Genomic DNA, 9,348 nt, shown 5'->3' on the forward strand with positions numbered 1-9,348 from the left:
GTGGACGGGGCAGAAAAGGACGTCCGGATAGCGGCCGGCCGAGGCCGTGAGTCATTTCAGAGCCGGCTCGGGGAGGGCACCGATGCCCTTCTGGAACCTGCTCGGGAAACCTGTCCGTGGTGCGGATCGCCTGACGTTGTGACCCGCCTTGAGTCCCGAGACCTTCAGCAGCTCACGCCCGGCCGTTTCCGGTTGGAGCGGTGCAGGGGATGTGGTCATGTTTTTGTCAACCCGCGGCTGACGAATGCGGTCGGCGACTTTTTCGGCCGCGGCCACGAGGACCTGGTGGGCGGTCCTGCGGGATATTTTCCCGGCAGCATGCGGGTATACCGGGAACGCGCCGAGATGCAACGACCATTTGCCGCTCCACGGGTCTGGCTCGATGTGGGAACCGGTTCCGGTCGCTTCTGCGATCGTGCTCGGGATATCTGGCCCGATACCGTGTTCGACGGGCTGGACACGTCGCCGGGAGTTACCGAGGCCGGTCGCCGCGGGTGGGTTGATCATGCGTTCCAGGGAACTTTCGCCGACCGTGCCGCCGAGCTGGGTGGCCGTTACGACGTTGTCAGCATGTTCCGGTATCTGGAATATGCACGCGATCCGTATCTCGAACTCGACCTGGCGGCCAAGACACTGGTCGCCGGGGGATATCTCCTGCTTGAGCTTCCCCATGCCCAGTGCCCGGCCGCGGGTTTCCTCGGGCGTTTCTGGGTGGGCTGGTCGGTCCCCCGGCATCTGCACCTGCCGACCCCCGACAACCTCACCGCGGCCCTGGCCGAACGCGGCCTGCGCCCGGTCGCACTCCGGTTCGGCCGGGTGCACCGACCGGGCGACTTCACCGCCGCTGTTCACCTTGCCCTGCAGCGGATGGCGCCGGACCCGAGGTTACCGTGGTTGCCCGCCGGGCCGACGGGTTGGCGCAGGTTGCGTCGCGGCAGCGCGCTGGTGCTGGCAACGCCATTTTTTCTGGCGGCCGCAGCGATGGATTTCGCGTTGCAGCCGGTGTTTCATGGTGGACGCCGCGCGAATGCCTTTCGGGTGGTCGCCCGAAAGGAGGTCTGAACGCTTGGGCCGATCGAGCGGTCATGCCGATCGGGCGGTCATGCGGATAGGACCGTTATCCCGATTGGTCCCCTATGTCGTTGCGCGGGTGTCCGGCCGCGGTCCGCCCGAATCGAGTGCTCTGGGCGCCGCGTCGTCCCGCCAGTCGCGGACGAGGCCGACGATGAAGATTCCGATGAAGAAAAACAGCAATGGCAGCAGGATCATCTGTGCTCCCAGCGGAAGAGGAGAGCCGGCGCGGCCGCACTGCGCAGGACAACCCCAGGTGCCTACCCTCCTGCGGAACACATCTCACCTGACGTCCGATCCCGGTGACGCTGTGACACGCGTGGAGGTCGTCGGCGATGTTTTACCGATCCGGTGGCGGCAGCGTCCGGGCTGCCGTACCGTTCGCATCATCCAACGTCAACGCGGGAGCTTCCGCCACAAGGAGGCTGAGAGGGCGGTTGGGGTCACACCCGGGTGCCGCCGACCGCCGAACCTGTCCGGATAATGCCGGCGTAGGGAGCCATCTCCGTGGTGCTGCCTGTTGACCGAACCGCTTCGATTTCCGCATCCGGGCCGCCACCTGCGCCCGTTTCGGTACCCACTTCGGTACCCGCTGCCGCATCCGGCGGCGACGCCGCGCCGGTGACCTCCGGCCCGCTGCCGGGCAGCCGCAAGACCTACCTCGTCGGCTCCGCGGACGACCTGCGGGTACCCATGCGTGAGGTCGTGCTGTCCACGGGCGACAGTGTGATCCTGTATGACACATCCGGTCCGTACACCGACACTGATCAGGTCACCGACGTGCGCCGGGGGCTGGCACCTCTGCGCGACACCTGGATCGCCGCCCGCGCCGACACTGAGGTCGTGCAGGGTGCCGGGCCCGTGATCCGTGACGGTGAAGGGCTGCGGGCGCGGTCACCTCGCCGGGCACTGGCCGGTCGGGCGGTCACCCAGCTGGCGTACGCTCGCCGCGGCGAAGTCACGCAGGAGATGCAGTTCGTGGCCCTGCGGGAGGGTCTGTCCGCCGAGACCGTACGCGCGGAGATCGCGGCCGGTCGGGCGGTGCTGCCGGCGAACCCCAACCACCCGGAGTCCGAGCCGATGGCGATCGGCCGCGCCTTCCTCGTGAAGATCAACGCGAATATCGGAAACTCGGCGGTGACCTCGTCCATCGAGGAGGAGGTCGACAAGATGGTGTGGGCGACCCGCTGGGGTGCCGACACCGTCATGGATCTGTCCACCGGGCGTGACATCCACACCACCCGAGAGTGGATCGTTCGAAACTCCCCGGTGCCGATCGGAACTGTGCCGATCTATCAGGCGCTGGAGAAGGTCGGGGGTAAGGCCGAGGAGCTGTCCTGGGAGGTCTACCGGGACACCGTGATCGAACAGTGCGAGCAGGGTGTGGACTACATGACCGTCCATGCCGGGGTGCTGTTGCGTTACGTCCCGCTGACCGCGCGGCGCAAGACCGGGATCGTCTCCCGCGGCGGCTCGATGCTCGCCGCCTGGTGCCTGGCTCACCATGAGGAGAACTTCCTCTACACGCATTTCGCCGAACTGTGCGAGATTCTGCGGGCCTATGACGTCACGTTCTCCCTTGGGGACGGGCTGCGGCCGGGGTCGATCGCGGACGCCAACGACGCCGCCCAGCTCGCGGAGCTGGCAACGCTGGGGGAGCTCACCTCTGTCGCGTGGGCGCACGACGTCCAGGTCATGATCGAAGGCCCGGGGCACGTCCCCATGCACAAGATCAAAGAAAACATGGAGCTGCAGAGCGAGTTGTGTCACGACGCGCCCTTCTACACCCTTGGGCCGCTGACCACGGATATCGCGCCGGGCTACGACCACATCACCTCCGCGATCGGCGCCGCGATGATCGGCTGGTACGGCACGGCGATGCTCTGCTATGTCACGCCCAAGGAGCACCTCGGGTTGCCCGACCGCGACGACGTGAAGGCCGGCGTGATCGCCTACAAGATCGCAGCCCACGCGGCGGATCTCGCCAAGGGGCATCCGGGCGCCCAGGCGTGGGACGATGCCCTCTCCGACGCCCGGTTCGACTTTCGCTGGGCCGACCAGTTCCATCTTGCGCTCGACCCGGAAACCGCCGAGGCGTTCCATGATGAGACGCTGCCCGCGGCGCCCGCCAAATCGGCCCATTTCTGCTCGATGTGCGGCCCGCACTTCTGCTCGATGCGGATCAGTCAGGACGTGCGTAAGTACGCCGCCGACCACGGGCTGGATACCACCGAGGCCGTTGAGGCGGGGATGCGGGAGAAGGCCGAGGAGTTCGCAGCCCACGGTGCCCGGCTCTACCTCCCCATCGCCGACCAAGCGTAGGCCGTTGAGGCCGTCCTGATGACCGGAACCACCTACCGTTCGGCCGAATGTCGTCCGACGGTAGGTGGAATCGGTCGCCATGGTGACGTGGTCCACCTAACCGCGCCCGGTGCCGCGACGCCGCGTCCCTATTGCCCCGGTCGTTCTAAAGATCCGGGTCCCACCCGCGCTGGCGGAGCGCTGTCATGACCTGACCGGCGACGTGTTCCGGCTGGCTCCGCAGCGTGTGAACGGGAAAGCGGAGGATCATGCGGTCCTGGAGGACGCCGGCATTCTGCCGGGCCAGATCGCTCCACCAGTGCTGTGCTTCCCGGTGATACCCACCGTCGATCTCGATCCAGATCCGCCACGGTTCGTACCAGACGTCGAGATAACGCCGGCCACCGGCGTCGATCTGCTTCTGTCGTTGGCCGGAAGGCAGCCCGAAGCGTTTCTCGATATTCCGGTACAGGATTTCAGCTACCGAGTGGGCGCCGTCGTCAAGGTCGCTCAGGGTGTCGATGATCAGGCTATGGCGGCGTAGCGGTCCGCGTCCTTCCACGGCGCGACGAAGGTCCGCGACGGTGACCAGCCGCTGCTGGACACTGGCGGCCAGCGCCGCGCGGGCGTCATCGTCGTCCTCGGCCCAGTTGGCCATGTCCAGGATCGACCGGGGAAGCCGCGTCCTGGGCGGCACCTTCCGTGGGTGTACGTGATCTGAACCGAGGTTCTTGCTCCGATGGATGCGGACACCGGGTCGGGGAGCGACATGGCGGGTGGCATCGACGATCACGATGATCGGCCCGCCGTCGAAGCCGCGGAGGCCGTCGAAAGAGGCGGCACAGGCGCCGCCGAGGACCGCGCCCGGACCGGTCGATTCGATGGCGGCCCACATCTCCTGGATGCTGGTGATCGGACCGGAATGGGTGACGAGTACGCCGTGCATCGGGCGTTGCCAGCGGCCACTGGTGATCTTCCAGCGGATGTCCGACCGGGTGAGGCCAGCCCGGAGCGCGGTGCGCACCGCGATGACCCCGCACTGGGACTCTGCGATCTTTTCCCAGCCGGAGCCAGGGCCATGAGTATCGATATGGGATGAATCCGGGTTAAAAGCCATTCCGGTACGGTGGCACGACTTCAGCCTGGTCCGAAAGGCTGATCAAAAACCTGTGGATGGCGAGACCGACTGGCCAGATCCGGCCAGATCTGGCCAGATTCGGCCGTGTCCGGCCAGGTCCCGGTTAATCTGATGATCGGGAGGTGGGTAGCGTCATTCACGCGACCGTATCCACCTACCCGCCCGCCGATCGGCGTCTGACGGTAGGTGAAAGTTGTCGCCATCACGACCGAAATCACCGACCCTGCGACCATGGAGTTGACCACGGCACTTGTCGAAGGCGCCGTGGGCGCGTTACATGTGCCTGGACCAGGGCACCCCGGGCTGCGGAGGGGAGGCACGGACGGCCGGATGGAGTACACGACGATTTCTGAGCTTGGTACGGAGATGTCCGGGCGGATCATCGACGTGAACCGCCAGGTGGTTGTGGTGTCGGCGCCCGACCAGACAGCCACGATCAACACAGTCACCTTGTGGCAACGCCTCGACGGTGGTGGCGGCTGGATCCAGGTCGCCGCTCCACTCACCGGCCGCAACGCGGAAAACGGCTGGTCGTCGGACCATATAGATGGTGATCTGCGTAGCCCAGTCGGTGTGTTCACCCTCACCGCCGCGGGCGGGCGTCAACCCGACCCGGGCACGCTGATGCCGTACGAGTACCGGCCGTCCTACTATCAGGCGGGTGAGCCGGCCATGGCGGCCGCGTTCGACTACGTGGTCGCGATCGACTACAACCGGATGCCCGGCTACCCGCCATCAGACCCGAACCGTCCCCTCGGCGCGGCGGCCGGCGGCGGCATCTGGCTACATGTTGATCACGGTGATGCGACCCAGGGTTGCATCACCGTGACCCGAGAGGGCATCATCGCCATCCTCGCGTGGCTGTCGCCCGCCAGCCGGCCGCTGATCGTCATGGGCGACGTGGCGTCACTCAGCAAGTAGCAGCGCTCAGCACGTAGCAGCGCTCAGCACGTAGCAGCGCTCAGCACGTAGCGGCGCTCAGCACGTAGCGGCGCTCAGCACGTAGCGGCGCTCAGCACGTAGCGGCGCTCAGCACGTAGCGGCGCTCAGCACGTAGCGGCGCTCAGCACGTAGCGGCGCTCAGCACGTAGCGGCGCTCAGCACGTAGCGGCGCTCAGCACGTAGCGGCGCTCAGCACATAGGTGTCAGCCGATTGGTTTTTCGGTGTGGCCGCCGAACTGCTTGCGCATCGCAGACAGCAGTTTGTCCGCATACATGGCCTCGCCGCGGGAGGCGAACCGCTCGTACAGCGAGGCGGTGAGCACATGGGCGGGTACACCCTCCTCGACCGCGGCGAGTACGGTCCAGCGGCCCTCGCCCGAGTCGGACACCCGGCCGCTGAACGACTCCAGTTTCGGGTCCTCGACGAGCGCCGCCGCTGTCAGGTCCAGCAGCCAGGAGCTGACCACGCTGCCGCGGCGCCAGACCTCGGCCACCTCCGCGATGTCGAGGTCGTACTGGTAGTACTCAGGATGCGCCAACGGGGTGGTCTCGGCGTCGTGGTCACCGGCATGCTCCCGGCCGATGCCGGCCTTGCTGAGGATGGCCATCCCCTCGGCGAAGGCTGCCATCATCCCGTACTCGATGCCGTTGTGGACCATCTTCACGAAGTGTCCGGCTCCGTTCGGCCCGCAGTGCAGGTAGCCCTTTTCGGCCTGGGTCGGTTCACCGGTGCGACCCGGCGTACGCGGTGCCGTCGCCAGCCCCGGGGCGATCGTGGCGAACAGCGGTTCGAGCCGTGACACGACGTCACGCTCGCCCCCGATCATCAGGCAGAAGCCGCGTTCCAGCCCGAAGACCCCACCGGATGTGCCGACGTCGACGTAGTGGATGCGTCGGTCGGCGAGCTCGGCAGCCCGGTCCACATCGTCGCGGTAGTAGGAGTTTCCACCGTCGATGATGATGTCGTCAGCGTCGAAGTGCTCGGCGAGCGCGAACACGGTCTCACCGGTGAGCCCGGCGGGGACCATCACCCAGGCGGCGCGGGGGACGGTGAGCGCCGCCGCGAACTCCGCGAGCGTCCTGGCGCCGGTCGCGCCCTCGGCCGCCAGCTGCTCCACCGCCGCCGGGTTGACGTCGTAGACGACGCAGTCGTGCCCGTCGCGCATGAGCCGACGCACCAGGTTGGCGCCCATCCGGCCAAGACCGATCATCCCGAGCTGCACGAGGTCTCCCGTCGTTGTTGGGCTGGTGCTGGTGCTGGTGCTGGTGCCCGTGCCGGCCCGGTGCCGGCCCGGTGCCGGCCTGCGCCGTGCCCCGGCGGGCGGTTCTGCGCCAGGCCGGTAGGCCGGTAGGCCCTAGGTCATTGTCTCGCGGCCCACCGGCCACGGCACCACCCCGCCGGTCAGTCCTGCTGATCCGTGTGCCACACGACCCGCGGCGCTGGTTCAGGCCTGGGCGGCGGCGAGCGCGTTCGCGCGCTTCTCCTCCGCGTTCGCGCGCTTCTCCTCGTGCTTCCTGGCGAGACCATCGACAGCTTCGAGGTACTGCGCGACGTTTGTGCGGGCCTGTTCGGCCTGGGCGTCGAGGCCGTCGAGGTCGAAGAACTTCCAGTGCCGCAGGAGTGGCGTGACGACCTCGTCGTGGTGGATGCGAAGGTCGTAGATCCCGGCCCGGGCGATCTGCTTGGCTTTGCGATCGAAGTCGTCGATACCCGTCCCGGGCATCTGGAACGCCACGATCTCCTCGGCGATGGCCCGGACCGTCGCGGACCGGGCGATCTCCAGTGCGGCGGTGATCAGGTTCCGGTAGAAGATCATGTGGAGGTTCTCGTCCGCGGCCACCCGGGCGAGCAACTTCTCCGCGGTGGGGTCCTGGGTGAACCGGCCCGTGTTGCGGTGGCTGATCCGCGTCGCGAGTTCCTGGAAGGAGACGTAGGCGATGGCGCGCAGCGGTGTCTTCTCGTCGCCGTCGAACCCGTGCTGCATCTGGATCATGCGGCCCCGCTCAAGGGCCACCGGGTCAACACCGCGGGTCACCATCAAATAGTCCCGCATCGCGATGGCGTGGCGTCCCTCCTCCGCCGTCCAGCGGTGCACCCAGGTACCCCAGGCGCCGTCCCGCCCGAAGGTCGTCGCGATCACACGGTGGTAGCTGGGCAGGTTGTCCTCCGTGAGCAGCCCGACCTCGAAGGCGACCTGGGCGACGTCTGACAGCCTGGACTGGTCCGGCTCCCAGGCCAGGGTGTCGAAGTCGCGGCCCTGGCTCCACGGGACGTACTCGTGCGGCATCCATTCGGCGGCCAGGCCCAGGTGACGGTCGAGGTTGGCCGCGGCAACGGGCTCAAGCTCACGCAGAAGGTCAATGTCTGTGAACGAGGTCATGGGCATACCCTCGCAGGCCAACTGGATGGCGGGCTAGGCCGGGCAGGTGGGATTCGGAGTCGCAGGACTGTTCCCCGAGAACAGTTCCGGGGTGCGATCGCGTCAGGACGACGCCGCGGCCACCTCTGCCGGGCCGAGCGCGCGCCGGGCGTGGTCAACCAGTGCGGCCGCGCCGGCATGCCCGGCCTGCTCGATCTCCTGGCAGAGACGGGCGATGTCGCGGCGGGTCATCCCGGAGTCGATGGTTGCCGCGTGGGTGATGGCCTCGTGCCCGAGGGCGATGGCCCGATCGGCGCCGCCTGTGCGGACATGGGCGACACCCAGTCTGGTCAGGAACTCGACCCGGTTCCGCGGGAACTCGTCGTCGAGGCCGTCGAGGTCGTCGAGCGCTGCCTGGAAGTGGGGTATCGCCCGGTCCGGGTCGCCGCCGGACAGCAGAGCCTCGCCGGCGGCGAACGAGATGTCCTTGCGGCCGGCCCAGTACATGTAGGGGGGGTTCCGTTCCGGGCGAACCTCGTTGATCAGCGAGTAGGCGAGCGTGGTCGCGGCGGCGGCCTCCACACGGTGACCCGTGCGGCTGTGGGCGACGGCCAGGTCAGCCGCGATCACGGCCCGTTCGATGGCGCTCAACACACTGCGGGCGCCGGCCTGGGCCGACTGGAGCAGGGTGACCGCGTCGGCCGGCTGCCCGTACCACGTTGCCTGTTCCGCCATGCAGCGCAGGACGTTGGCACCCAGGGCGGGCGCACCCGCCTCGTGGGCGGCCCGCAGCGCCACCAGCCAGCATCGCTGTGCGGCGCCGTACTGCCCGACGTCGTACATGGCCCATCCGGCCAGTCGTGCCAGCTCGGCGGCCACCGCGTACAGCCGGGCCTGATGGATGTCGTTGTGGATGCCGGTGCGCAGCAGCCGGACGGTGATGCGGAGCTCGGTGATGGACAGCGCGTGCACGTCGGTGCCGCCGAGGATGTCGCTCATCCGCCGCAGCGCGTCGACGCGCTCTTCAAAGCCACGCACCAGGGGATCATCGACAAGCTGACCGACCGTGGCGACCCGACGCTGGTATGTCCGTGCCATGAGCCAACGCTCGGCGGCCGAGCCCAGGGACGGTCCCGACACCGGGAGAAAGCGGGGCGGCCGCTTGTCACGGGTCATCTCCGCAAGCCCTCGGGCCAGACCGTCGCCCGTCCACAGCAGGTCGAGGTCGGTGTTCGCGGGCATGAGCTGTTCGGCGGATGGCGGTGCGGTCGCGTCGTGGAGTTGCCGGAGTCTGTGCGGATCCCATCCTGGGTGCGCGTGCATTGTCACGGCGGGTTTCTCCCGTCTCCGGGCGGAGCTACTGTTGATCGTAGCCGTGCGAAAACAGCGCCCGTTTACGTCGGTTGCTGTTCCCCTCGTATTATCCCGTGGCTTGCCCTCGTCAGAAGCCGGCTTCGGATGGTACAGCGTCCCTTCCGGATCTTCACCGGCCGATATGCGGGAGACCGGCCCAAGGGGGCGTACTCGGCAATGCGG

The 9,348-nt window shown here is 67.7% G+C and carries 8 protein-coding genes and 1 riboswitch; of the genes, 3 read left to right on the forward strand and 5 right to left on the reverse strand.

Going from position 1 to position 9,348, the window contains the following annotated elements:
- Positions 1-1,062: class I SAM-dependent methyltransferase (locus tag U9979_RS07705; protein WP_322778818.1), on the forward strand; the 1,062-nt coding region annotated here is incomplete at its 5' end.
- Positions 1,063-1,134: 72 nt separating this feature from the next.
- On the opposite strand, the gene U9979_RS07710 is transcribed toward U9979_RS07705, so the two are convergent.
- Positions 1,135-1,269, reverse strand: coding sequence for a hypothetical protein (locus tag U9979_RS07710; RefSeq protein WP_322749043.1), 135 nt, complete (start codon positions 1,267-1,269; stop codon positions 1,135-1,137).
- Positions 1,270-1,462: 193 nt separating this feature from the next.
- A riboswitch (TPP riboswitch) is annotated at positions 1,463-1,586 on the forward strand.
- On the opposite strand from U9979_RS07710, the gene thiC reads away from it, so the two are divergent.
- On the forward strand, positions 1,582-3,393 hold the full coding sequence (gene thiC / locus U9979_RS07715; RefSeq protein WP_416219686.1) for a phosphomethylpyrimidine synthase ThiC: 1,812 nt from the start codon (positions 1,582-1,584) through the stop codon (positions 3,391-3,393). Its footprint overlaps the riboswitch before it by 5 nt.
- Positions 3,394-3,538: 145 nt before the next feature.
- Here the strand turns inward: thiC and U9979_RS07720 are convergent, their stop codons facing one another.
- Positions 3,539-4,396 (reverse strand): hypothetical protein, encoded by an 858-nt coding sequence (locus tag U9979_RS07720; protein ID WP_322778819.1) that lies wholly within the window; start codon positions 4,394-4,396, stop codon positions 3,539-3,541.
- A 300-nt stretch (positions 4,397-4,696) separates the two neighbouring features.
- Between U9979_RS07720 and U9979_RS07725 the strand changes: the two genes are divergently transcribed.
- Complete coding sequence (locus U9979_RS07725) at positions 4,697-5,431, forward strand: L,D-transpeptidase family protein (RefSeq protein WP_322749045.1); 735 nt, start codon at positions 4,697-4,699, stop codon at positions 5,429-5,431.
- Between the two features lie 224 nt (positions 5,432-5,655).
- Here the strand turns inward: U9979_RS07725 and gnd are convergent, their stop codons facing one another.
- The 3 genes from gnd to U9979_RS07740 form a co-directional block, all read right to left on the reverse strand.
- Complete coding sequence (gene gnd / locus U9979_RS07730; protein ID WP_322749046.1) at positions 5,656-6,675, reverse strand: phosphogluconate dehydrogenase (NAD(+)-dependent, decarboxylating); 1,020 nt, start codon at positions 6,673-6,675, stop codon at positions 5,656-5,658.
- Between the two features lie 222 nt (positions 6,676-6,897).
- Positions 6,898-7,833, reverse strand: a complete 936-nt coding sequence (locus U9979_RS07735) for an acyl-ACP desaturase (protein WP_322778820.1) — start codon at positions 7,831-7,833, stop codon at positions 6,898-6,900.
- Between the two features lie 102 nt (positions 7,834-7,935).
- Positions 7,936-9,141, reverse strand: coding sequence for an XRE family transcriptional regulator (locus tag U9979_RS07740; RefSeq protein ID WP_322778821.1), 1,206 nt, complete (start codon positions 9,139-9,141; stop codon positions 7,936-7,938).
- Positions 9,142-9,348: the final 207 nt, after the last annotated feature.

Source organism: Protofrankia sp. Cas4 (assembly GCF_963555915.1).
Lineage (GTDB): Bacteria > Actinomycetota > Actinomycetes > Frankiales > Frankiaceae > Protofrankia.

What these genes read in the sequence shown, in the direction of transcription:
- U9979_RS07710 (WP_322749043.1), bottom strand. Translation starts at nt 1,269, where the DNA reads ATGATCCTGCTGCCATTGCTGTTTTTCTTCATCGGAATCTTCATCGTC.
- U9979_RS07735 (WP_322778820.1), bottom strand. Translation starts at nt 7,833, where the DNA reads ATGACCTCGTTCACAGACATTGACCTTCTGCGTGAGCTTGAGCCCGTT.